Here is a 22,670-nt window from a genome sequence, read left to right on the forward strand (position 1 = left end):
CAGCCCAACCCAACCCAGCCCAACCCAGCCCAGCCCAACCCAGCCCGGGCCCGTCCAAGCCCGGAGGCGTGCCCCGGCCCGGCCCGGGCCCGTCCAAGACGGAGGTGTGCAGGTGCCGGGGTGTTCGTTGGTCAGGGTTTCGGTGTTCGGAGGATCGCTCCGATATGGGCCGCCGCCGAGGACAAGTGGTGGCGGGTGGCCTGGAGTTGGTCGGGGGTGATGCCCTGGTCGCGGGCCGTGTCGCGGATGTCGTCGCGGAAGCGGTCCAGGAGGCGGTCCAGATCGCGGGCCGGGTCGCCGCTGGAGTCCTCATGGGCCCAGGACGGCTCGTACTCGGCGGAGTAGGACGGGGCCGGGCCCGCGGAGGCGCGGCCGAAGCCCAGGTCCTTGCCGAACTCCTTGCCGAAGTCCTTCCCGAACTCGCCGAACTCCCTGGCCAGTTCGGTCAGGCCCTCACGGACCCCCGTCGGCCAGTCGCCACGCGCGAAGTGGTCCTGGACCTGCTCCTGGACACGCCGGGCGATGCGCTGCATCTCCTCCTGGGCCTGGGCCCGCGCATGATCCTGGGCCTCCTTCGCCTGACGGCGGGCCCGCTGGGCCTCTTCGCGCGCCCTGCGGCTCTCGTCCTTGGCCCGGCGGGCCTGTTCCTTCCACTCCTGCTTGACGCGGCGCATCTCCTCCTTGGCGGCCCGCCAGGACTCCTTGTCGCCGTACTCACCCTGCTCGGGGACGGGGCCGGCCCGGCCGTCCCGCCGGGCCTCGGTGGCCGCCTCCCGCATCTCCCGCCGCAGATCACCCGCCGCGCCCCGGACGTCGGCCCGGATCTCCGCGGCCAGCTCGGCGACCGACTCGCGGATCTCCAGTTCCAGATCGGCCAGTTCACCGCTGCGGTCGGCGAGTTCGGCCCGGCCCGCGTCGGTGATCGCGTACACCTTGCGGCCGCCCTCGGTGGTGTGGGTGACCAGGCCCTCCGCCTCCAGCTTGGCCAGCCGGGGGTAGACCGTGCCCGCCGACGGCGCGTACAGCCCCTGGAAGCGCTCCTCCAGGAGGCGGATCACCTCGTAACCGTGGCGCGGGGCCTCGTCCAGCAGCTTCAGCAGATAGAGGCGGAGACGGCCATGGGCGAAGACGGGAGGCATGTCAGAGCACCTTCTTGTCGGTCGTGCTGTCGGCCGGGCCGGCGGAGGGGGAATCGCCGTCGTGGCCGGAAACGGCATTGTCCCCCGGGTCGGAGGCATCCGCGGACCGGTCCCAGCCCCCGTCCTCCACGGGCGGGCGCCGCAGCAGGGCGATCGAGCCGGACACCGTCGTCGCTTTCAGCCGGCCGTTGCCCGCGCCGAGGCGGCCGGTGATCCGCTTGGCGCCCCACTGGCCGCTGACCCGGAGATCCTCGAAGGCGTTGGAGACCGCGCCGCTCGCCGTGTTCGCCTCCACCTCCGCGTCGGCCGGATGCGGCAGCCGGATGGCGATCTCGCCCGAGACGTTGGTCAGGGAGATCTCCGTGGGCCTGCTCGTCGGGTCCACGTCGACCACCATCGAGCCGCTCACCGAGTCCGCCTTGACGGACGAGCCGGCCTCGACCACGGTCAGGTCCCCGGAGACGGAGTTGAAGCGCAGATCGCCGGTGAGCGCCTGGGCCTCCACGCTGCCCGACACCGTGTCCGCGCGGACCGTGCCCGCGAGGCCCACCAGGGTGGCGTCACCGGTGACGCCCTTGATCTCCGTACGCCCGTCGATCCCGGACACCGTCGCGCCGGCGCTCACCACGCCCAGCTCCACCCGGGTGCCGGCCGGGACCGCCAGGGAGACCACCGCGCTGCGCCGCCACCCCTTGCGGTCGAGCCACTTGAGGAACCCCTTCCAGGGCAGGTCCTCGTACGCCACCGTCAAGGTGCCGTCCCGATGACTCACCACGAGGGGTGGCCCCTCGATCCGGGACACCTCCAGCCGGGCCGGGCCCTCGTCCGTGCCCACCACGTTCACCGTGCCGTCGACGATGCGAACGTGCAGGGTGCTGACAGGCTCGTCGAAGGTGAGCTTGCTCGGCTCGGCGACGGACCATTCGGACATGGGAGACCCCTCCTCGGCACGGCTTCCCGGCGCAACGCGCCATATCGCGTCTTCTTCAACTCACGATATATCGCGGACGCGGGAAGTCAAGACACCGGGGGAGTGACCGGCGGCCTACCCTGGGGACGTAGGCCCACAGGAGGAGCAGGAGCGAGAGTTGTACTTCACCGACCGAGGCATCGAGGAGCTGGAGAAGCGGCGGGGCGAGGAGGAGGTCACCTTCGAGTGGCTCGCCGAGCAGCTGCGGACGTTCGTCGACCTGAACCCGGACTTCGAGGTGCCGGTGGAGCGCCTGGCCACCTGGCTCGCCCGGCTGGACGACGAGGACGACGAGGACTGACGTACGACGAGGACCGACGTACGACGAGGACCGACGTACGACGAAGAGCCCGCCCCCGGAGATCAGGGGGCGGGCTCTTCGTCGATCAGCCGGTCAGTCAGAGGCTCACGCGTCGAACACCTCGCGCACCAGCTGCTCCTGCTCCGCCTGGTGGCGCTTGGCGGAGCCGACGGCCGGGGACGAGCCGTGCGGCCGCGAGATGCGGCGCAGCCGCTCGCCGTGCGGGACGTCGGCGCCGACGGCCAGGTCGAGGTGGTCGATCAGGTTCAGGGCGATGAACGGCCAGGCGCCCTGGTTGGCCGGCTCCTCCTGGACCCACAGGTACTTCTCGGCGTTCGGGTACTTGTTGACCTCCGCCTGGACCTCGGCACCCGGCAGCGGGTAGAGGCGCTCGAGACGGATGATCGCCGTGTCCGTGACACCGCGCTTCTGACGCTCGGCCTCCAGGTCGTAGTAGACCTTGCCGGCGCAGAAGACGACCTTCTTGACCGCGTTCGCGTCGACCGAGGTGTCGCCGATGACCGGGCGGAACTCGCCCGAGGTGAACTCCTCCGCCTTCGAGGCCGCCGCCTTCAGGCGCAGCATCGACTTCGGGGTGAAGACGACCAGCGGCTTGTGGTGCGGGTTGTGCACCTGCCACCGCAGGAGGTGGAAGTAGTTCGACGGCAGGGTCGGCATGGCGACCGTCATGTTGTTCTGGGCGCAGAGCTGGAGGAAGCGCTCGACACGGGCCGAGGAGTGGTCCGGGCCCTGTCCCTCGTAGCCGTGGGGGAGGAGGAGCGTGACGCCGCTCGTCTGGCCCCACTTCTGCTCGGCCGCCGAGATGTACTCGTCGACCACCGTCTGCGCGCCGTTGACGAAGTCGCCGAACTGCGCCTCCCACATCACGAGCGCGTCGGGGCGGGCCAGCGAGTAGCCGTACTCGAAGCCCATGACCGCGTACTCGGACAGCAGGGAGTTGTAGACGTTGTAGCGCGCCTGGTCCTCGGCGAGGTACTGGAGCGGGGTGTGCTCCTCACCCGTCTCGCGGTCGATGAGGACCGCGTGGCGCTGGCCGAAGGTGCCGCGCTGGGAGTCCTGGCCGGACAGCCGGACCGGGACGCCCTCCAGCAGCAACGAGCCGACGGCCAGCGTCTCGCCCATGCCCCAGTCGATCGTGCCGTCCTCGACCATCGCCGCCCGGCGCTGGAGCTGCGGCAGCAGACGCGGGTGGACGTGGAAGTAGTCCGGGATGTTGACCTGGGACTCGGCGATGCGCTTGACGACCTCCGAGGAGACCGCGGTCGGGACCGCGACCGGGAAGCCGTCCTGCGGCTCGTGGGCGTCGCCGCCGACGGGCTGCGCGGTGGCCTCGCGGACCTCCGTGAAGACCTTCTCCAGCTGGCCCTGGTAGTCCTGGAGCGCCTGCTCGGCCTCTTCCAGGGTGATGTCGCCGCGACCGATCAGGGACTCGGTGTAGAGCTTGCGCACCGAGCGCTTCTTGTCGATCAGGTCGTACATCAGCGGCTGGGTGAAGGCCGGGTTGTCCGACTCGTTGTGACCGCGGCGGCGGTAGCAGATGAGGTCGATCACCACGTCCTTGTTGAACGCCTGGCGGAACTCGAAGGCGAGCCGCGCGACGCGGACCACGGCCTCCGGGTCGTCGCCGTTCACGTGGAAGATCGGGGCCTCGATCATGCGGGCCACGTCCGTCGCGTACATGGAGGAACGCGAGGACTCGGGGGCCGCGGTGAAGCCGACCTGGTTGTTGATGACGATGTGGACCGTGCCGCCGGTGCGGTAGCCGCGCAGCTGCGACATGTTCAGGGTCTCGGCCACCACGCCCTGGCCCGCGAAGGCCGCGTCGCCGTGCAGGGCCACCGGCAGGACGGTGAAGTCCGTGCCGCCCTTGTTGATGATGTCCTGCTTGGCGCGGGCGATGCCCTCGATGACCGGGTCGACCGTCTCCAGGTGGGACGGGTTCGCGGCCAGCGAGACCTTGATCTGCTCGCCGTCCAGGCCGGTGAAGGTGCCCTCGGCGCCCAGGTGGTACTTCACGTCGCCGGAGCCGTGCATCGACTTCGGGTCGAGGTTGCCCTCGAACTCGCGGAAGATCTGCGCGTACGACTTGCCGACGATGTTGGCGAGGACGTTGAGGCGGCCGCGGTGGGCCATGCCGATGACGACCTCGTCCAGACGGGACTCCGCCGCGCTGTCGATGACCGCGTCCAGCAGCGGGATGACGGACTCGCCGCCCTCCAGGGAGAAGCGCTTCTGGCCGACGTACTTCGTCTGCAGGAAGGTCTCGAAGGCCTCCGCCGCGTTCAGCCGGCGCAGGATGCGCAGCTGCTCCTCGCGCTCCGGCTTGGTGTGGGCGCGCTCGATGCGGTCCTGGATCCAGCGGCGCTGCTTCGGGTCCTGGATGTGCATGAACTCGACGCCGGTGGTGCGGCAGTACGAGTCGCGCAGCACGCCGAGGATGTCGCGCAGCTTCATCAGGGACTTGCCGGCGAAGCCGCCGACGGCGAACTCGCGCTCCAGGTCCCACAGGGTGAGGCCGTGCTCGGTGATGTCCAGGTCGGGGTGCTTGCGCTGGCGGTACTCCAGCGGGTCGGTGTCGGCCATGACATGGCCGCGGACCCGGTAGGAGTGGATCAGCTCGAAGACCCGCGCGGCCTTGGTGACGTCGTCGTCGTGGCTGGCGTCGATGTCCTTGAGCCAGCGGACCGGCTCGTAGGGGATGCGCAGGGCCTCGAAGATCTCGTCGTAGAAGCCGCTCTCGCCGAGCAGGAGGTTCGCGACGATCCGCAGGAACTCGCCGGAGGCGGCGCCCTGGATGACCCGGTGGTCGTAGGTCGACGTGAGCGTCATGACCTTGGAGATGCCGAGCTTGTTCAGGGTGTCCTGGGAGGTGCCCTGGAACTCCGCCGGGTAGTCCATGGAGCCGACGCCCATGATGACCGACTGGCCGGGCATCAGACGCGGCACGGAGTGGACGGTGCCGAGGCCGCCGGGGTTGGTCAGGGAGACCGTGACGCCGGTGAAGTCGTCCATCGTCAGCTTGCCGTCGCGGGCGCGGCGGACGATGTCCTCGTAGGCCTGCCAGAACTCGAAGAAGTTCAGCGTCTCGGCCTTCTTGATGCCGGCGACGACGAGCTGGCGGTCGCCGTTGGCCTTCACCAGGTCGATGGCCAGGCCGAAGTTGACGTGCGGCGGCTTGACGAGGGTGGGCTTCCCGTCCTTCTCCGCGTAGTGCCAGTTCATCGACGGCATGGCCTTGATGGCCTGCACCATCGCGAAGCCGATCAGGTGCGTGAAGGAGATCTTCCCGCCCCGGGCGCGCTTGAGGTGGTTGTTGATGACGATGCGGTTGTCGAACAGCAGCTTCACCGGGACCGCGCGGACCGAGGTGGCCGTCGGCAGCTCCAGTGAGGCGTTCATGTTCTTCGCGACCGCGGCGGCCGGGCCGCGCAGCGTGATCAGCTCGGGGCCCTCGGGCGCCCCGGCGGCTGCCTGGGGAGCGGCGGCGGCCGGCTTCGCGGCGGCGGGAGCGGCCTTCACCGGAGCGGGGGCCGCGGCCGGAGCCGGAGCGGCCGGCGCGGGCGCGGCGGCCGCGGGCTTCGGGGCGGCGGCCGGGGCCGGCACGGCGGCGGGAGCCGGGGCGGCGGGCGCCGGGGGTGTGGAGGTGGTCCCTGCGGCCCCCGCGGCCGCAGTACCCGCCGGAGCCGGGGCGGAGGCCGCGCCCGGCTTGTAGTCGGCGAAGAAGTCCCACCAGGCACGGTCTACCGAATTCGGGTCCTGGAGGTACTGCTGATAGATCTCGTCGACGAGCCACTCGTTCGGGCCGAACGCGGCAGCGGGGTTCTTGCCCGCTTGGTCTGCGTCGGTCGAGATGCTCGATGCGTTACTGGGGGACTGTGGCGACACGGCGGCAACCGCCCTCTTCCGCTTCACAAGGTGATGGACAGCGGGAATAAAGGCTACGCCTCCAAGAGCACGAAGGTCAGGTCGAGCCGGTCCATCGTCGCGTAAGTCACATCGGAAAGTGCGTTTCGAGGGTTGAAATGGCGGGAAACAAGCGCGGTTGCGCTCAGAAAAGGATGCGGTGGGACAGGTCGCGCACAGCAACCGTGCGAACCGGCGCCGACCTGCACCGGCCCTGAGCCTGATCACACGTGTCCGGCAGCGCGGACAGGCGGTGGATCTTGAGGCTCCGGTTCGCACTTTACGTCAACTTGGAAGAGAAGGCTCTCCTGGAAGAGTGATAAGAATCCGGCAACCCCGCTCGGATTCGGCCACTCCGATCCGTCCGCCGTGCAGATCGACCGCCCACCGGGCGATCGCCAGACCCAGCCCCGTACCGCCGTCACTGCCCGGACCGTGCGGCCGGCGGACGGCTCCCCGGTTGAACCGCTCGAACACGCGGTGCCACTCCGAGCGCGGTATGCCCGGACCCTCGTCCAGGATCTCCAGCTCCAGCGAGTCCGGCTGTGTCCCGCGCCGCGCCTTCACCGTCACCCGGCCGTGCGGCGGGCTGTGCTTGACCGCGTTGTCGATCAGGTTCGCCACGACCTGGTGGATGCGCTCCGGGTCCGCGTGCACGGTCAGCTCCGGCGGGCAGACGTCCAGGTGCAGATGGACGTCGGTGCGCGTGTGGCTGCCGCCCGAACCCATGGTCGCCCGCGCCGAGGAGACCATGTTGGCCTCCTTCAGCACGCCCGACAGATACGGCCACACCTCGAAACGGCGCTTGCGCAGCGGTACGACGCCGTTGTCGAGCCGGGACAGGTCGAGCAGCGTCTCCACCAGCCGCCCGAGCCGCTCCGTCTGCTTCAGCGCCGTACGCATCGTCTCCGGATCGGCCTCGGCGATGCCGTCGACCACGTTCTCCAGGACGGCGCGCAGGCCCGCGATCGGGGTGCGCAGCTCGTGCGAGACGTTCGCCACCAGCTCCTTGCGCTGGGCGTCCTGCGCCTCCAGCTCGTCCGCCATCACATTGATCGTCTGGGCCAGGTCGCCCAGCTCGTCCCGCCGGTTCTCCCGGACCCGGCGGGTGTAGTCACCGTGCGAGATGGAGCGCGCGACCGCGTTCATCTCGTCCAGCGGCGCGGTGAGCGAATGCGCCACGAACTGCGTAATCAGCAGTGTGGCGATCATCGAGAAGACCGTGATGAAGCGGAGCTCCGTCTTGGTGTGCACCGCGATCATCGACAGACCCGTGGTGATCAGCACCGAGATGACCACGAGCGCGCCCAGCTTGGTCTTGACCGAGAACGGGCGCACCCGGCCCCAGGGCTCCCCCGGTCCCGAGCCGGGGCTTCTCGGTCCGTCCGCGCCGCTCATGGCGTCGGGGTCTCCAGCGCGTAGCCCACACCGTGCACCGTGCGGATCCGCTCGGCGCCGATCTTCCGGCGCAGCGCCTTGATGTGGCTGTCGACCGTGCGGGTGCCTGAGGCGTCCGCCCAGTCCCAGACCTCGGCGAGGAGCTGCTCACGGGAGAGCACCGCGCGCGGGGTGTTCGCCAGACAGACCAGCAGGTCGAACTCGGTGGGCGTGAGGTGCACGTCCTCCGAGCGCACCCGGACCCGGCGCTGCGCGTGGTCGATCTCCAGCTCGCCGAGGCGCAGGATGCCGCTGCGGGGCGTGGTGGCCGCGATCGCGGCCCGCTCCACCCTGCGCAACAGCACATGCACGCGGGCGGCCAGCTCCCGCATCGAGAACGGCTTGGTCATGTAGTCGTCGGCGCCCACGCCGAGCCCGACCAGCATGTCGGTCTCGTCGTCGCGTGCCGTGAGCATGAGCACCGGCACCGGACGGGCGGCCTGCACCCGGCGGCAGACCTCCAGACCGTCGAAGCCGGGCAGCATGATGTCGAGGATCAGCAGATCGGGCTGCCAGGCCTCGGCGGTGTCGACGGCCGCCGGACCGTCGCCCGCCGTTTGCACGAGGAATCCCTCGGCGCGCAGGCGGACCGCGATGGCGTCGACGATGGTCGGGTCGTCCTCGACCACCAGGACGCGCCGCTGCGCGCCCGGGGTCGCCGTCGTCGTGCCGTTGTGCGAGGTGTGTGTCGTCTCCATCGCCCGCCCCTGAGTGTGCTTTCCGGAACCAGTGGGGTGGTCCCTTGTCTGCGCATGACTGCGGTTGACGCGTAAATGATCGGCGTCAGGGATGCAACGTACCCGGAGTCACCGACGCATTGCTATCCAGGCCCGACGGCGGGACGGACGGCGAGGTGCACGACGTCCGGCACGCCTCGGGCAACCGGGATCTCTTCGGTACGCACCTGCCGGAACCCGGCATTCCGCAAGGTTCCCTCGAATTCCGGAGAGGGCTGGGCGGACCAGACGGCCAGGACGCCACCGGGTGTCAACACCCTTGCGCAGTCCGTGAGTCCGGCCGGTGAGTACAGGCTGTCATTGCCGTCGGTGACGGTCCAGCCGGGCCCGTTGTCGATGTCCAGGCAGATCGCGTCGAACGTGTCGCACGTCTCACGGAGGTGATCCAGCAGGTCCGCCTCGACGATCGCGGTACGCGGATCGGCGAGCGCTCGCGCGGAGAGTCGCCCGAGCGGCCCGTCGAGATGCCAGTCGACGACGGCCCGTTCCCGCTCCACCACGGTGATCGCACCCCAGCGGGCGTCGGCGGCGGCATGGGCGAGCGAGAACCCGACGCCCAGGCCGCCGATCAGCAGCTTCGGCGCGGGGCGGCCGTCCAGCGCGGCGAGCGCGGCGTCGACGAGCAGCCGTTCCGAGCGGCCGTCGGAGGTGTCCATCAGGAAGCAGCCGTTGGCGATGATCTGGAGCAGTTCGCCGTGCCGGCGTAACACGACCTCACCATGGGGTCCCTCACGACGGTCGAGCACCTCGGGGCCGTCGGGGATGTCGTACGAACGGGGCATCGGCCCATCCTGGCACTTCCCTGACGGTCCGTTGACGGGTTTACGGGAGCGCCGGTCGCACGGGGGGTGAGGGACGGGTGTGACGTTGACGCGCCGCTGTGCGCTGGATGTCGTGAAGCCCCCGGGAATCTCGGAGCTTCCTGTGAATCGGCCCGCACGTGGCGCCGGTCACAGACACGGCGCGGGTCGGCCACGAAGGGTGGGGTGAAACGGAAGGAGCGCCTCACAGTGGAACCCGTGGTGGCCCGCACGGGCCCGCCCCTTCCCGACGTCACCGGACTCCTGGACGGCATCCCCGGCCAGCGCGTCCCACAGCAGGTCACGCGGCCCGTCGAGGAGGGCCCGCGCCTCCGGCGCCGGCGCCCGCCCCGGATCCCCGTCCCCTTCACCCTGTCCTACGCCGCCGTCCTCGCCGTCACCTCCTTCGTCGCCGCGCACGCCGATCCGGCCCTCGTGCACGCCCTCCACCAGGGCTCCAGCACGGACGTCGCCCATCTGCTGACCGACCCGGCGCAGGTGCTGATCGCCAGCGCGCTGTGGGTGGCGGGCGGTCTCCTCTCGCCCTTCACCCTCGGCTTCCTGATCGTCCTCACCGCGCTGGAACGCCGGATCGGCGGCGCCCGGACGGCCGTCGTCTTCCTGCTCGGACACGTCCTGGCCACCCTCGCGACCGAGGTCCCGGTCGGCCTCGCCGTCCTGGTCGGCCATCTCCCGGGCAGCTCCCTGCACCGCCTCGACTACGGCATCAGCTTCGGGGTCGCCGCGAGCGTGGGAGCCCTGGCCGGACTGCTCCGCCCCTGGCTGCGCCTGCCCCTCCTGGTCGCCTTCGGCGGCATGCTGCTCCAGGACCTGGTCGCCTTCACCGACCCCCTCACCAACTGGGGCCATCTGATCGCGCTGGCGATAGGCGTCGGGACCTGGCCCCGGGTCCGGCGGTGGAACCGGGAGCGCGCCGAGGGCGCCGCCCAGGGCCTGGCCGGCCGAACAAGTCGCAGGAGAGCAGCGGCCGCTGATCGGCACGGGTGAGCGGGGTGGGGTGCGTGCGGCTACAGGGCGGAGGAGGGCGTCGACGCGATGGCGGCATGACCGGCCGGACAGGTCCTAGGCGGCTCTCGCCGCCGCGAGGTCCCTGGCCAGCGCCGGGATGCCCAGCCGTCGTTCGTCGTCCGGGCTCGCCAGATACAGCAGGTTGGTGAGCTGGTAGGGGTCGGCGCGCAGGTCGTAGTACTCGCGGAAGAGGACCTCTCCGGAGCCCCGCGGGCGGCCGTCGGCGTCCAGGCGGCCCCGGTAGTACTCGGTGTACTGCTCGTTCTTCCCCACGTACGAGGCCCAGGTGTGGATCGGGACCTTGTCCTGGCGGTTCCACCACCACTCGGCGAGGACATGGTGGCGGTCGTTGCGGGCGTCGAGGAGGGAGTGGCCGTCGTGCGGGGTGTCGGGGGTGATGCCGGCCGCGGCCAGAAAGGTGGGCGCGATGTCGACATGGCAGGTCAGACGGTCGTCCCGGCCGCCCTTGGCGAGTCCGCCGGCCGGCCACGACATCAGGAACGGCACCTCCAGACTCGGCCGGTACGGCACCGACTTGCGCAGCCAGCCGTGGTCGCCCCAGGCCAGACCGTGGTCGCTGGTGAACACCACCAGGGTGTTCTCCAGCTGGCCCAGCTCGCGCAGCTTGTCGCGGAAGTCGCGCATCGCGTCGTCCACGGAGAGCAGGGTGCGCAGCTGACGGGCGCGCAGGGCCCTGCCCTCGGCGAAGGAGTGGTTGGCGGTCCGCAGGAAGGGCGGCTTGTCCGGCTTCCCCGTCTCGAACACCGACGGGCGGCCCTTCCAGGGGGGTACGCGCGTGTGGGCGTACGTTCCGTCCGGGATGTTCACCTCGTGCGCCGCGCGGGTGGCGACGTACGCGAACCAGGGGCGGGTGTCCGTGCGGGACCTCTCGATGAAGGCGAGGGCGCGGTCCTTGATGACGGTGGTGTTGTAGCCGGGGATGGTCCGGACCGTACCCCCGTCGTTGTAGTGCCCGTCGACATAGGCGACCGGTTCCTGGAGGAGCCACTCGTCGAAGTGGGGCGGGTTGTCGGCGGGGTGCCAGTAGTTGAGGTACTTGCCGAACAGGCCGGTGCGGTAACCGGCCTCGTGCAGCTGGCGCTGGACGGTGGTGTGCTGGTCCAGGTGGGTGGGGTGCCGGGTGTCGAGGACGCCGTGGTGGTGGGCGTACCGGCCGGACATGATGGATGCCCTCGACGGTGCGCACAGCGGGGTGTTGGCGTGCGCGCGCTCGAAGGTGACGCCGTCGCGGCCCAGCCAGTCGACGGTCTGGCGCAGGGCCCAGTCGGTGTCCTTCGGCTGGTCGTCGGTGAGCACGAAGAGGATGTTGGGCCGGTGGTCGGAGCGCGGGCGCGGGCTGGGGGAGGCCGGGGACGCGCTGTGGCGGGCCGCCGGTGCGGGGGTGGCCGCGGCCGGGGTGGGGCCCTCGTCGGGGGTACGGTGCGCGCGGACCGCCAGGGTGGTGACGACCGCCCCGGCCGCGGTCGCGGTCGCTGCGGCGACGAGGGCGCGGCGGCTCGGCCGGTGCCCGCCGTTCGTCTCGGAAGTGTCGCTCATGTCGTCCCCCTGGCCCCGTTGTGCCCGTGTTTCGGGCGGCTTGCTCACTGTGAATCGCCTTGCAGTGTGCGTGAGTTGCCTGTGAGTTCTGTTGCGGGGATGCGGCGGAGGGCTTGCGAAGGTATGGCGACCGTCAGTCGTCGTAGCGGACGGTGCCGTCCTCGCGCAGGGTCGGGTGGATCTTCATGGGGCCGTACTCGTCGACGTCCGAGGGGCGGGGCGGCTCCGGGCCGTCCGGGCCCATCCGGACCATCCGCTCGACACGGCAGACCCGGAACACCCGGTCGTCCACGCTCGCCTCGTCGGCGCGCCCCGCCGCCCGGAACGCCTCGGCGGCGCGCGCGTAACGGGCCTTCTTGCGCTCGTCGAAGCGGTACAGCATCGCCCAGACGCGGGACATGCCGTCGTAGAGCGAGCGACGGGCGTCGTGCGGGGTCGGGTGCAGGGAGCCGCAGGGGCTCCAGCCGGCCGCGCCGCGCTCGGCCACCGCGAAACCGACGGGCAGCCGCACCACGTCCGGGTGGGTGCCGGCCGCTCGCACCGAGTCGGCGAGCACGTCCTCGGGGAAGCGGGCGCCCGAGTACACGAAGTCGCGCAGGCCCAGCCGCAGGGCGCCCGCCATCGGCCCCTCGTCCCGGCCGGGATCCAGTGCGAAATCGACGTCGGGGGAGGGGATTCCCGCCCGCTCCTCCCACGACGGGCACACCGGTTCGGGGTCGGTGGGCCGCGGCGGCTCCAGACCGTCGTCGCCGGTCCGCGCGAACTCGTCACCGCGGACGACCCGGTAGCGCACGCCCAGCGCCTCCACCTCGTCGGCCGGGTCGCGCTCCAGCACGGAGACGGCCGCGAGGAGCGCGCGCCGGACGGCCGGGTCGTCCGTGCCGTCCTTCGCCGTGAACCACAGATGCGAGTTCAGCCCGTCCCGGGCCTGCTGGGGCATGCCGTCCACCACCGGCTTCAGCAGCCGCCAGCGCGGTTCGCCGCGGGCCGGGTCCCGGACGGCGACACCGAAGACGGGTCCGCGCAGCGCGATGTGCGGATAGCGCCGGGAGGCCTCCACGGCGTCCGCCTCCATCACCCAGGCGACGGGGTCGTCCCGGCGCACGAGATCCGCGTGCAGCGCGTCGAGCCGTCGCTTCCAGTCATCGGTCATACGCGCATTGTGGTCGCCGGATGGGGTGACTTCGGCGTGAATGCCGGAAGTGGGCGGACGGGCCGGGGGGAAGACGGGAGCGGGGAGGCACGGCCGGTCGTGCGGCGTTCGCCGACGCGCCCCCGAGCGCCTCGGGATGCCGGGCTCGCCTCGGCTGTCCGCTTTTGCGCACGGGTACGGGGGTGTGGCCGACGGCGTCGCGAGGTGACTGTGGGGATGCCGGGCCGGGGGTGGGCCGCGGAGCCCGGCCGGTGGCTCAGCGAGCGGCTCCGGTGAACCTCGCGCTCGTCTCCGGTGTCTCTGCGTGCCAGCACAGGGACTCGTGCAGGGCCCGGCCCTGCGGGGTCGCGTTCAGGATCCCCGTCCGGGTGCCCCGGTTGTGGGCCGAGTGCTGGAGGGTGTGCCGAAGCCGCGGCGGCGGTGGGTGGGGGCCGTCTCGACCAGGTCGACCACCGCCGTCGCGCCCGTCGGGGCGATCTGGCCGCGCGCGGCCAGGGAACCGTCCGGGGCGACGATCATCGTGCGGGTCACGCCGCCGGCCGACCAGGTGCGCTGCCGGTGGCCGGAGGGGAGAGGGTCGGGTGCCGTGCCGGTCAGCGGGAGCGTCATCAGACAGCCCGGTTCGGGGTCGATCCACCAGTCCGGGCCGAGCCGGTCGCCGACGACCGCCGGGTCGGCGAACACCTTCAGCCACACGCCCGCCCCGGTCACGGTGCCGGCCACCTCCCGCACGGTCGCCTCGGCCCGTCCCCACGTCGATCGTCCAGCCCCACGGCTCGGTCACCGGTGGCGCGGCCCCTCGCGAGACCACCCATCCGTCCACCCAGGCCCGCCGACGGTAGTCACGGCCCCCGTCCCCCCTCTCGTGATCGCCCACAGCGAACGCGGTGCACCACCGGGAACATTCGGCGGCTCATGTGCATTGAGTCGGCATAGCTCAACTTGACTGCCGAAGGGGAGATCATGGCTTCGACGTCCTCATCGCTCACCCTGCCCGTACTGCCTCTTGATGACGAGGTTGTGCTCCCCGGCATGGTGGTTCCGCTGGACCTCAACGACACCGACGTACGCGCCGCGGTGGAGGCCGCCCAGGCCGCCGCCCGTTCCGAGGGCGGAAAGCCACGGGTGCTGCTGGTGCCACGCATCGACGGGACGTACGCGAGCACGGGTGTGCTCGGCACCGTCGAACAGGTCGGCCGGCTGGCCGACGGCGACCCGGGCGCGCTGATCCGCGGCCGCGGCCGCGTCCGGATCGGCGCCGGCACGACCGGCCCCGGCGCCGCCCTGTGGGTCGAGGGCATCCGGGTCGACCAGGCGGTGCCCGATCCGCTGCCGGGTCATGCCGCCGACCTGGTCAAGGAGTACAAGGCGCTCGCCACCGCCTGGCTGCGCAAGCGCGGCGCCTGGCAGGTCGTCGACCGTGTCCAGGCCATCGACGACGTCTCCGCGCTCGCCGACAACTCCGGCTACTCGCCGTTCCTGACCACCGAACAGAAGGTGGAGCTGCTCGAGACCGCCGACCCGGTGGCCCGCCTCAAGCTCGCCACCCAGCAGCTGCGCGACCACCTCGCCGAGCAGGACGTCGCCGAGACCATCGCCAAGGACGTCCAGGAGGGCGTCGACAAGCAGCAGCGGGAGTTCCTGCTGCGCCGCCAGCTCGAAGCCGTCCGCAAGGAGCTGCGCGAACTCAACGGCGACGCCGCCAAGGACGGCGAGGAGTCCGACGACTACCGTGCCCGCGTGGAGGCCGCCGACCTGCCCGAGAAGGTCCGCGACGCGGCCCTGAAGGAGGTCGACAAGCTGGAGCGGTCCAGCGACCAGTCGCCCGAGGGCTCCTGGATCCGCACCTGGCTGGACACCGTCCTCGAACTGCCGTGGAACGAACGGACCGAGGACGCCTACGACATCCAGGGCGCGAAGGCCGTCCTCGACGCCGAGCACGCGGGCCTGGAGGACGTGAAGGAGCGGATCACCGAGTACCTCGCGGTGCGCAAGCGGCGCAGCGAGCGGGGACTGGGCGTGGTCGGAGGGCGGCGCGGCGGTGCCGTACTCGCCCTGGTCGGTCCTCCCGGTGTCGGCAAGACGAGTCTGGGCGAATCCGTCGCCCACGCCATGGGGCGCAAGTTCGTCCGCGTCGCCCTCGGCGGCGTGCGCGACGAGGCCGAGGTCCGCGGTCACCGCCGTACGTACGTCGGTGCGCTGCCCGGCCGGATCGTGCGGGCCATCAAGGAGGCCGGGTCGATGAACCCGGTGGTGCTCCTCGACGAGATCGACAAGGTGGGCTCCGACTTCCGGGGCGACCCGGCGGCGGCCCTGCTGGAGGTCCTGGACCCGGCGCAGAACCACACCTTCCGGGACCACTACCTGGAGGTCGAGCTGGACCTGTCCGACGTCGTCTTCCTCGCCACCGCCAACGTCCTGGAGGCCATCCCGGAGGCCCTGCTCGACCGTATGGAGCTGGTCCGCCTCGACGGCTACACCGAGGACGAGAAGGTCGTCATCGCCCGCGACCACCTGCTCCCGCGCCAGCTGGAGCGGGCGGGACTGCACCAGGACGAGGTCGTCCTCGACGAGAGCGCGCTGCGCAGGCTCGCCGGCGAGTACACCCGGGAGGCGGGCGTCCGCACCCTGGAGCGGTCGATCGCCCGGCTGCTGCGCAAGATCGCAGCCCAGCACGAACTGGGCGAGCGGGAGCTGCCGTTCACCGTCACCGACGCCGACCTGCGCGCCCTGATCGGACGGCCGCACCATGTGCCCGAGTCCGCCCAGGACCCGGCCGAGCGCCGTACGGCGGTCCCGGGTGTCGCCACCGGCCTCGCGGTCACCGGAGCGGGCGGCGACGTGCTCTACGTCGAGGCGTCCCTGGCCGACCCGGAGACCGGCGCGGCGGGGCTGACCCTGACCGGCCAGCTCGGCGACGTGATGAAGGAGAGCGCGCAGATCGCCCTGTCCTTCCTGCGCTCGCACGGCGCGGAGCTGGAGCTGCCCGTCGGCGATCTCAAGGACCGGGGCGTGCACATCCACTTCCCGGCGGGCGCGGTCCCCAAGGACGGCCCGAGCGCCGGCGTCACCATGACGACCGCCCTCGCCTCCCTGCTGTCGGGCCGGCTGGTCCGCACGGACGTGGCGATGACCGGCGAGGTCTCCCTCACCGGACGGGTGCTGCCGATCGGCGGCGTCAAGCAGAAGCTGCTCGCCGCCCACCGCGCGGGAGTGACGACCGTCGTCATCCCCAAGCGCAACGAACCCGACCTGGACGACGTCCCGGCGGAGGTGCTGGACAAGCTCGACGTCCACGCCGTCACCGACGTCCGGCAGGTCCTGGAACTGGCGCTCGCGCCCGCCACGAACGGCGCGTCGCCGGAGGTTCCGGCCGCGGCGTGACGGACGCGACCGGATCAGGGCAGGGCCCGGGCTCCTCGTGAAGGGAGGCCCGGGCCCTCGCCCGCCCCACCCCTGCAAGCCGCCGAGGGCCCCCGACTGCGAAATACTTGAGGAGCCGCGGCCAGGGCGGGCACCGGCGGAAACAGGAGTGTGCTGACGTGCACGAGGAAGCGAACGGCGAGGCGTCGCCGCGCGGGGTGGACCAGGGCGACCGGGAGTTCCTCTCCCTGGAGCGGGAACTCACGGTGCTGTTCCGGCGCGCCCGCGCCAACCAGGGCGAGATGGCCCGCGAGGTCCACCCGGACCTGGAGTCCGCCGCGTACGGCCTGCTCGTCCGGCTGGAGGAGTGCGGCCGTCAGCGCGCCACCGAGCTGGCCGGATACATCGGCGTCGGCAAGGCCACCATGTCCCGTCAGCTGCGCGCCCTGGAACAGCTCGGACTGATCGCCCGCGAGCCCGACCCGGCCGACGGACGTGCCTGGCTGGTCGACCTGACCGAGGAGGGCCGCAGCCGGGTCGGCCGGGTCCGCGAGGCCCGCCGCGAGCGGTACGTCACGCACTTCTCCGACTGGGACCGGCACGAGGTCGCGGAACTGGCCCGGCTGCTGCACCAGCTGAACCGCGGCATGGAGAAGTAGCCCGCGGGACGCTTCACAGCTCGACGTACACCGCCGTCGCGTCGTCGTGCGTCTTCGCGGTCCCCAGGAACACCCGTCCGGAGCCGGCCGCGCCGTCCGCGCGCTCCCGCTCCCGTACACGCTCCACCAGCGTCTCCACACCGCGCGCGCGGACCAGGGCGAACAGGTCCGTCCAGTCGCCCTCGTGGAAGGTCTCCGTCCAGCGGGCCGCGCCGTCCGACAGCGCCGCCAGGGCGCCGACCCCGGCGCGCGGCACGCTTCCGGTCACCGCCCGCGCGGCCACCGCCGGATCCGCGGCGGCGGTGAAGAAGCCGCCCTCCCGGTTGCGCAGCGAGCCGTCGACGTAGGCCGCGCTCCTGAGCAGCTCGCGCGGCAGCCGGGCCAGCCGGTCGTCGAGGACGGGGGTCACCGCGCCGTCCGGGGCGGCGAGCAGCAGCACCGCGTCGGACAGGACCAGATAGTCCACGGTCTCCGCCGACCAGCGCGCCACGGCCACCGTCGCCTGCGGGGTACGTGGGTGAGAAAGGTCACAGGTTTCGGCGTGGGCCGCGGCGGTACGCGCAACGGCGAGAGAGAGGGCCTCGACCAACGGAACATCCGGTGCCGAAACGGTCAGTTCGGTCAGCGCCCCGCCCAGCCGTGCCGTGAACCAGGGGACCGAATGCAGACAGCCATCGCCGTCCGGCGGCGGAGTCACCCCGTCGAGTACGACGACCGAACCGCCCTGCCCGCAGGCGGGAAGGCCGACGCTCACGAAGTCCTCGTTGGGGCGGGCCGGATCGCCGGGCCGCGACACAAGTTCCGTACGCATCCGGCCAGTCTGCACGACCCCTTCACAGCCTCCGCGAAAGGCTTGCATCACTCGCCGAACGGGCGTAGGCCCGCAGGTCAGACGCCTGTTTTGGGAGGTAATGCAGGGGTCGGGGAAGCGGTGGCGGCGAATCTTGTCAAAGCCCGCCGCCCACGTCCAACCGGCCTGCCGCGCAAGGGCGCTGCACGCGCCAGAGGAACTTGCCCGCCAACTCCCCTCCGATGTTCACTCCTTCGGGTGGCGGGTCAGGCGATGCGCGGTTCCCGCCCACCGGCACTGGGAGGGTCGGGGACCGAACCGGGCGTACGCACCAGTTGACGGGGCGTCATATCCGGCCCATGGGTACACGAGTCAGGAATGCGAGCACCGGTGCAGAAGACGCGGCCTCGGCGCACAGGCAGCAAGACGGCCTCCGAGGGGGGCGCGGAGCGCACCCCTGTCGGCAAGGGCCGTCCCACCCATGTACGCAACCGGCTGATCGTCGCGGTGGCCGTGGTGGCCGCCGCCATCGCCGGAGCCGGCGCCCCCGCCGTCCTCACCGCCTCCGGGCAGCTGAAGGACTCCCAGAACCTGGTCACGCTCGCCGAGCAGACCCAGGACGCCCTCGTCCTCGCCCAGTCCCTCGCGGACGAGCGCGACGAGGTCACCTCCTACATCGCGGCAGGCCGCCCCACGTCACAGACGCCCTCCACCGACGGCAGCGCCCGGGTGGACCGCCAGGCGCGCGAACTGGCGGGAACGGACCTCACCGCCTCGCTGCGCGCCGCCCTCGGCACCCTCGCGTCCGTCCGCGCCGCGGCGCTCACCGGCGACGACACGGCCGTCGAGGCGCACGAGGCGTACTCCGCGATCATCACCGCGCTGCATGTCCTCGCCGACCGGCTCGCCGAGGACATGCCGCCCCGCGCGGGCTCCGGCGCATACGCCCTCGCCGAGCTCGACGCCGCCGTGCAGCAGGCATCCGCGGCCCGCGGACTGCTGCTCGCCGCGCTGAACGTGCCCACCAGCTCCCGGTCCGTCTACGACCCGGCGACCGGTCTGACGACCACCGAGAAGACCTCCTCGGCCGCCGACACCAAGGTCCGCGACGCGCTCACCGCCGCCGCCCAGCAGGCCCGGGTGCGCTCCGACGCGGCCCTCGCCGACTTCCGCGAGGGCGCCCCGGCCGAGACCGTGGACTCCTACGACTCCACCGTCACCGGCGGCGACGTCGACACGGCCGAGAAGTACCTCGCCCGCCTCACCGACCAGCCCGTCCTCGGCGACGACGAACTGGACACCGGCACCAAGAAGCTGGACGCCGCGCTGTCCGCCCGCGTCGAGCTGATGCGCGGTGTCGAGTCCTCGTTCTACGACCACCGCACCAAGGACCTCGCACAGCTCCGCGACGACGACGTCACCGCGCTGGAGATCCGGGTCGCGCTGATCGGCGCCCTCATGCTGCTCGCGGTCGTCGTCAGCACCGGTATGGCGCGCAGTCTGACCTTCCCGCTGTCGGTGCTGCGGCGCGGCTCCGCCCGGCTCGCCGAGGCCGAGAACCCGGGCGCGGAGGAGCCGGTCCGGTTCACCGGCCGCAACGACGAGTTCGCTCAGGTCGTCCGGTCCGTCAACGCCCTCCATGAGCATGCCGTCGCCCTCCACGAGCGCGTCAACACGCTGGAGTCCGACCGCAAGCACCTCGTCGGGCAGCGCCAGCTGATGGCCGACGCCCGTGAGGAGCTGCGTGCCGAACTCGCCGACTCCGCCGATCAGCTGGAGCGGCTGCGCGGCGCCATCGGCGGCACCTTCGTCAACCTCGCCCTGCGCACCCTCGGGCTCGTCGAGCGGCAGCTCGCCGTCATCGAGACCCTGGAGGAGCGCGAGCAGGACCCGGACCGGCTGTCGACCCTCTTCAAGCTGGACCACTTCGCCACCGTCATGCGCCGGCACAGCGAGAACCTCCTCGTGCTGGCCGGCACCGAGCACGTCCAGCAGCACGCGGGGCCGATCCCGCTGGTGGACGTCGTACGGGCGGCGGTCAGCGAGATCGAGCGCTACGAGCGGGTCCGGATCGCCTCCCTGCCGCCGCACGCGCACGTGGCCGGCTTCGCCGCCGACGACCTGAGCCATCTCCTCGCCGAACTCATGGAGAACGCCACCTCGTTCTCCCCGCCGGACCTTCCCGTCGAGATCTCCGGCTGGCTCCTGGAGAGCGGCGAGGTGATGCTCTCGGTCCAGGACGAGGGCATCGGCCTCGACGCGGAGCGACTCGTCCGTCTCAACTCCCGCCTCGCCGACTTCGATCCCGAGACCCCGTACGACCAGGAGGGCGAGGAGGGTCTCGGCCTCGGCCTGTACGTCGTGGCCCGGCTCGCCCACCGGCACGGGGTACGGGTGCAGCTGCGCGAGCAGAAGCAGGGCGGGACCGCGGCCGTGGCCGTCCTGCCGACCGCGCTGCTGGCCGCCGCGCCCGCCGCCGCGGTCCCCTCCGCCACCCCGGCCGGCGCCGCCGGCCACGCCTTCTCCCTCCCGGGCGCCGACGCCGAGGCCAACTCCAACGTCCTCCCCGGCCGCACCAAGCCCACCGACGACCCGTTGGTCGCGCTGGCGGAGAAGGCCGTACGCACGACCGAGGACGCCCCGCGGACGACCGCCCCGCAGGCCGACGAACCGACACCGACGGCCGACGACCCGGCTGCGACCGCCGGAACCGCCGAGCACACGTCCCCGGCCACCGAGCGTCCCGCTCCGGAGGACCAGGTCACCCTCGCGGAGAGCCCCGCCCCCGAGCTCCCCGCCGAGACGACCATGGAGCTTCTGCTGCCGCACCCGCAAGGGGGAGCGGACGCCGGGCCGGACAGCGCCACCGAGCACAGCAGGGTCCCGGACGCGCCCGAGGAACTCGTCGCCGACGAGGAGCCCGTCACCGACAAGGGCCTGCCCAAGCGGACCCCCAAGATCACTGTTCCCACCCAGGCCCCGCGCCGGCTGACCGGTTCGGTCGACGCCGAGGCCCTCCGCCGCCGTCTCGGCGGCTTCCGCCGGGGGGCGGAGGCCGGTTACCGCGAGGTGGAGGCGGAGATCGCGGAGAAGACGGGCCAGAACAAGGTTCCGGCACCCGCGACACCTCAAGATGCACACGCACACGCCGAAGAAGACACGGGGGGCACAGTCGAGGAGGCAAGCAGTTGACCGCGCCCAGTACCTTCGGACTGAGCAGTGAAGCTCGTAACCTGCACTGGCTGTTGACCAACCTCGTGGAGGAGGTCCCCGGCATCCAGTCCGTCGCCGTCGTCTCCTCCGACGGCCTGCTCCTGCTCTCGTCGGACCCCGGCCGCAACGACGAGGCCCGGCAGGCCAGGAGCGGCAAACCCACCGGCCCCCGCGGCTCCTCCGCGGACCTCGCCACCATCGTCTCCGGCATCGGCAGCCTCACCATCGGCGCCGCGAAGCTCATCGACTTCGGCGGGGTCAAGCACACCATGATCGCCATGGAGGAGGGCAGCCTCTTCGTGATGTCGATCAGCGACGGCTCCCTGCTCGGCGTCCACGGCTCCGCCGACTGCGACATGAGCGTCGTGGCGTACCACATGGCCCTCTTCGTGGGCCGGGCCGGACACGTCCTGACCCCCGAACTCCGCAGCGAGCTACGAAAATCGCTGGAGGAGTCGGAGTCGGCGGGGAGCACCCGATGACCAACGACCCGCGCCAGACCGAGCAGCCGCAGCAGTCCAAGAAGCAGCTCCCCGTCCGTGGCGGCGACCGCAGGCCCGCCCGTGTCCGCCCCTACTCGCTCACCGGCGGCCGCACCCGCTTCGGTCATGTCCTCCTCGTGGAGACGTTCGTCGCGGCCCTCGAAGCCCCCGAGGAGCGCAGGGAACTGACTGGGGGCACCGCCCGCGCTATTGGCAGCGGGGGAGGTTCCCTCAAGTCCACGGTCATGCCGGAGCTTCGGGCCATCGTCGAACTGTGCCGCCGGATGCGCACGGTGGCCGAGATCGCCGCGCTGCTGAAGATGCCGCTCGGTGTGGTCCGGGTGCTGCTCAGCGACCTCGCGGACCAGGGAAAGATCCGTGTGTACGGCACCGGTACCGCCCACGGTACGGGCCGTCCCGACCGCGCTCTGCTGGAAAGGGTGCTGAGTGGACTCCGTCGTCTCTGACGCCGCCTCCTCCTTTGGCGTCACCCCCCTCGTCGCACCCGAACCCGACGAGCCCCTTCAGCCCTGGCAGACAGACCGCACCCGGGCCCCCATAGCCACCAAGATCGTGGTGGCGGGCGGGTTCGGCGTCGGCAAGACCACCCTCGTCGGCACCGTCTCGGAGATCGAGCCCCTCCAAACCGAGGCGCTGATGACCGAGGCGAGCGCGGAGACCGACGACCTCACCGGCACGCCCGAGAAGACCACCACCACGGTGGCCATGGACTACGGCCGCATCACGCTCGACGACGACCTGGTGCTGTACCTGTTCGGCACACCGGGCCAGCAGCGGTTCTGGTTCATGTGGGACGACCTGGTGCGCGGTGCGATCGGCGCGGTCGTCCTCGCCGACACCCGCCGGCTGAAGGACTCCTTCCCCGCGCTGGACTACTTCGAGAGCTGCGGGCTGCCGTACGTCGTCGCGGTCAACCACTTCGACGGCAGCGAGCTGTTCGAGCCCGCGGACGTGCGGGAGGCCCTCACGATCCCCGCGCACATACCTGTCATGATCATGGATGCGCGACGCCGGATCTCGGTGATCGAGACCCTTCTGGCCCTGGTGGGCCACGCGCTCGACGAAACCCCCGAGTAGCTCTCGATCCCCCTCCCG

Annotated in this window: 18 protein-coding genes; 8 read left to right on the forward strand and 10 right to left on the reverse strand. The window is 71.6% G+C overall.

Annotated features, from left to right (window positions below; all coding sequences use genetic code 11):
• Positions 1-131: 131 nt before the first annotated feature.
• Positions 132-1,139: a PadR family transcriptional regulator gene (locus tag ACYQ8Q_RS30695; RefSeq protein WP_460069398.1), complete on the reverse strand. Its 1,008-nt coding sequence runs from the start codon at positions 1,137-1,139 to the stop codon at positions 132-134.
• A gap of 1 nt (position 1,140) precedes the next feature.
• Complete coding sequence (locus ACYQ8Q_RS30700; protein WP_460069400.1) at positions 1,141-2,070, reverse strand: DUF4097 family beta strand repeat-containing protein; 930 nt, start codon at positions 2,068-2,070, stop codon at positions 1,141-1,143.
• Positions 2,071-2,227: 157 nt separating this feature from the next.
• Between ACYQ8Q_RS30700 and ACYQ8Q_RS30705 the strand changes: the two genes are divergently transcribed.
• Positions 2,228-2,410, forward strand: a complete 183-nt coding sequence (locus ACYQ8Q_RS30705; protein WP_018535226.1) for a DUF6104 family protein — start codon at positions 2,228-2,230, stop codon at positions 2,408-2,410.
• Positions 2,411-2,515: 105 nt separating this feature from the next.
• Here the strand turns inward: ACYQ8Q_RS30705 and ACYQ8Q_RS30710 are convergent, their stop codons facing one another.
• From ACYQ8Q_RS30710 to ACYQ8Q_RS30725, 4 genes are all read right to left on the reverse strand, one after another.
• Positions 2,516-6,316, reverse strand: coding sequence for a multifunctional oxoglutarate decarboxylase/oxoglutarate dehydrogenase thiamine pyrophosphate-binding subunit/dihydrolipoyllysine-residue succinyltransferase subunit (locus ACYQ8Q_RS30710; RefSeq protein ID WP_460069403.1), 3,801 nt, complete (start codon positions 6,314-6,316; stop codon positions 2,516-2,518).
• A gap of 303 nt (positions 6,317-6,619) precedes the next feature.
• Complete coding sequence (locus tag ACYQ8Q_RS30715) at positions 6,620-7,732, reverse strand: sensor histidine kinase (protein ID WP_460069405.1); 1,113 nt, start codon at positions 7,730-7,732, stop codon at positions 6,620-6,622.
• On the reverse strand, positions 7,729-8,469 hold the full coding sequence (locus tag ACYQ8Q_RS30720; RefSeq protein WP_055635373.1) for a response regulator transcription factor: 741 nt from the start codon (positions 8,467-8,469) through the stop codon (positions 7,729-7,731). The genes ACYQ8Q_RS30715 and ACYQ8Q_RS30720 overlap by 4 nt, the downstream gene beginning before the upstream one ends.
• Positions 8,470-8,591: 122 nt before the next feature.
• Positions 8,592-9,290, reverse strand: a complete 699-nt coding sequence (locus ACYQ8Q_RS30725) for a spermidine synthase family protein (protein WP_460069409.1) — start codon at positions 9,288-9,290, stop codon at positions 8,592-8,594.
• Positions 9,291-9,518: 228 nt separating this feature from the next.
• Here ACYQ8Q_RS30725 and ACYQ8Q_RS30730 point away from each other — a divergent pair, with 228 nt between their 5' ends.
• Positions 9,519-10,316, forward strand: a complete 798-nt coding sequence (locus tag ACYQ8Q_RS30730; protein ID WP_460069411.1) for a rhomboid-like protein — start codon at positions 9,519-9,521, stop codon at positions 10,314-10,316.
• A 75-nt stretch (positions 10,317-10,391) separates the two neighbouring features.
• On the opposite strand, the gene ACYQ8Q_RS30735 is transcribed toward ACYQ8Q_RS30730, so the two are convergent.
• From ACYQ8Q_RS30735 to ACYQ8Q_RS30745, 3 genes are all read right to left on the reverse strand, one after another.
• The gene (locus ACYQ8Q_RS30735; RefSeq protein ID WP_460069414.1) at positions 10,392-11,894 is read right to left on the reverse strand and encodes a sulfatase family protein; all 1,503 of its coding nucleotides are present in this window, start codon (positions 11,892-11,894) and stop codon (positions 10,392-10,394) included.
• A gap of 133 nt (positions 11,895-12,027) precedes the next feature.
• Entirely contained in the window at positions 12,028-13,047 is a 1,020-nt protein-coding gene (locus ACYQ8Q_RS30740; RefSeq protein WP_460069416.1) for a DUF5954 family protein, read from the reverse strand.
• 351 nt (positions 13,048-13,398) lie between these two features.
• Entirely contained in the window at positions 13,399-13,770 is a 372-nt protein-coding gene (locus tag ACYQ8Q_RS30745) for a hypothetical protein (protein WP_460069417.1), read from the reverse strand.
• A gap of 240 nt (positions 13,771-14,010) precedes the next feature.
• Here ACYQ8Q_RS30745 and lon point away from each other — a divergent pair, with 240 nt between their 5' ends.
• Together lon and ACYQ8Q_RS30755 are read left to right on the forward strand one after the other, a co-directional pair.
• Positions 14,011-16,431, forward strand: a complete 2,421-nt coding sequence (gene lon / locus ACYQ8Q_RS30750) for an endopeptidase La (protein ID WP_460069419.1) — start codon at positions 14,011-14,013, stop codon at positions 16,429-16,431.
• A 158-nt stretch (positions 16,432-16,589) separates the two neighbouring features.
• Complete coding sequence (locus tag ACYQ8Q_RS30755; RefSeq protein WP_460069422.1) at positions 16,590-17,069, forward strand: MarR family winged helix-turn-helix transcriptional regulator; 480 nt, start codon at positions 16,590-16,592, stop codon at positions 17,067-17,069.
• Positions 17,070-17,082: 13 nt separating this feature from the next.
• Here ACYQ8Q_RS30755 and ACYQ8Q_RS30760 read toward each other — a convergent pair whose 3' ends face one another.
• Positions 17,083-17,880, reverse strand: a complete 798-nt coding sequence (locus ACYQ8Q_RS30760) for a hypothetical protein (RefSeq protein ID WP_460069424.1) — start codon at positions 17,878-17,880, stop codon at positions 17,083-17,085.
• A 369-nt stretch (positions 17,881-18,249) separates the two neighbouring features.
• Between ACYQ8Q_RS30760 and ACYQ8Q_RS30765 the strand changes: the two genes are divergently transcribed.
• Genes ACYQ8Q_RS30765 through ACYQ8Q_RS30780 form a run of 4 tightly spaced genes read left to right on the forward strand, consistent with a single transcriptional unit; the run spans position 18,250 to position 22,652 of the window.
• Positions 18,250-21,051 carry a sensor histidine kinase gene (locus ACYQ8Q_RS30765; protein WP_460069427.1) on the forward strand — a complete coding sequence of 934 codons (2,802 nt, stop codon included), beginning with the start codon at positions 18,250-18,252 and terminating at the stop codon, positions 21,049-21,051.
• On the forward strand, positions 21,048-21,554 hold the full coding sequence (locus ACYQ8Q_RS30770; RefSeq protein ID WP_460069428.1) for a roadblock/LC7 domain-containing protein: 507 nt from the start codon (positions 21,048-21,050) through the stop codon (positions 21,552-21,554). The genes ACYQ8Q_RS30765 and ACYQ8Q_RS30770 overlap by 4 nt, the downstream gene beginning before the upstream one ends.
• Positions 21,551-22,021, forward strand: coding sequence for a DUF742 domain-containing protein (locus ACYQ8Q_RS30775; protein ID WP_460069430.1), 471 nt, complete (start codon positions 21,551-21,553; stop codon positions 22,019-22,021). Before ACYQ8Q_RS30770 ends, ACYQ8Q_RS30775 begins: the two co-directional genes overlap by 4 nt.
• On the forward strand, positions 22,002-22,652 hold the full coding sequence (locus ACYQ8Q_RS30780) for a GTP-binding protein (RefSeq protein WP_460069433.1): 651 nt from the start codon (positions 22,002-22,004) through the stop codon (positions 22,650-22,652). Before ACYQ8Q_RS30775 ends, ACYQ8Q_RS30780 begins: the two co-directional genes overlap by 20 nt.
• The last annotated feature ends 18 nt before the right edge of the window (positions 22,653-22,670 follow it).

The organism is Streptomyces sp. YKOK-I1, from assembly GCF_054660435.1.

Excerpts from the sequence above, each read along its gene's own strand:
- ACYQ8Q_RS30760 (WP_460069424.1), bottom strand. The coding sequence starts at position 17,880 with ATGCGTACGGAACTTGTGTCGCGGCCCGGCGATCCGGCCCGCCCCAAC.
- ACYQ8Q_RS30720 (WP_055635373.1), bottom strand. The coding sequence starts at position 8,469 with ATGGAGACGACACACACCTCGCACAACGGCACGACGACGGCGACCCCG.
- ACYQ8Q_RS30725 (WP_460069409.1), bottom strand. The coding sequence starts at position 9,290 with ATGCCCCGTTCGTACGACATCCCCGACGGCCCCGAGGTGCTCGACCGT.
- ACYQ8Q_RS30700 (WP_460069400.1), bottom strand. The coding sequence starts at position 2,070 with ATGTCCGAATGGTCCGTCGCCGAGCCGAGCAAGCTCACCTTCGACGAG.
- ACYQ8Q_RS30715 (WP_460069405.1), bottom strand. The coding sequence starts at position 7,732 with ATGAGCGGCGCGGACGGACCGAGAAGCCCCGGCTCGGGACCGGGGGAG.
- ACYQ8Q_RS30740 (WP_460069416.1), bottom strand. The coding sequence starts at position 13,047 with ATGACCGATGACTGGAAGCGACGGCTCGACGCGCTGCACGCGGATCTC.
- ACYQ8Q_RS30695 (WP_460069398.1), bottom strand. The coding sequence starts at position 1,139 with ATGCCTCCCGTCTTCGCCCATGGCCGTCTCCGCCTCTATCTGCTGAAG.
- ACYQ8Q_RS30775 (WP_460069430.1), top strand. The coding sequence starts at position 21,551 with ATGACCAACGACCCGCGCCAGACCGAGCAGCCGCAGCAGTCCAAGAAG.
- lon (WP_460069419.1), top strand. The coding sequence starts at position 14,011 with ATGGCTTCGACGTCCTCATCGCTCACCCTGCCCGTACTGCCTCTTGAT.
- ACYQ8Q_RS30735 (WP_460069414.1), bottom strand. The coding sequence starts at position 11,894 with ATGAGCGACACTTCCGAGACGAACGGCGGGCACCGGCCGAGCCGCCGC.